Here is a 368-nt window from a genome sequence, read left to right on the forward strand (position 1 = left end):
GTATTTTTGCTGAACCAACTATTTTAGATGCTTCAGTTGCCGAATTTAACGACACCCAAGCGATGATCGATAAAACTAACGCACTTTACGGCGATTATGCATGGGGTCGTTACGATTTGCTTATGCTACCGCCAAGTTTTCCGTTTGGTGGCATGGAAAACCCACGCCTTTCGTTTATTACCCCAACCGTGGTTGCAGGCGACAAAAGCTTAGTAAATCTAATTGCACATGAGCTTGCTCATTCTTGGTCTGGTAACTTAGTTACCAATGCAACCTGGGAAGATTTATGGTTAAACGAAGGTTTTACCTCGTACGTTGAAAACCGCATTATGGAAGAAGTATTTGGTCGCGACCGCGCAGTAATGGAA

Annotated in this window: 1 protein-coding gene; it reads left to right on the forward strand. The window is 43.5% G+C overall.

Translation table 11 applies throughout. The features are described 5' to 3' along the window. The coding region (locus AAEY83_RS13265; RefSeq protein WP_351059472.1) for a M1 family aminopeptidase at window positions 1-368 on the forward strand (368 nt) is incomplete at both ends.

Origin of the sequence: Psychrobacter sp. TB20-MNA-CIBAN-0197, from assembly GCF_040309765.1 — a bacterium.
In the GTDB taxonomy this organism is placed as follows: domain Bacteria; phylum Pseudomonadota; class Gammaproteobacteria; order Pseudomonadales; family Moraxellaceae; genus Psychrobacter; species Psychrobacter submarinus.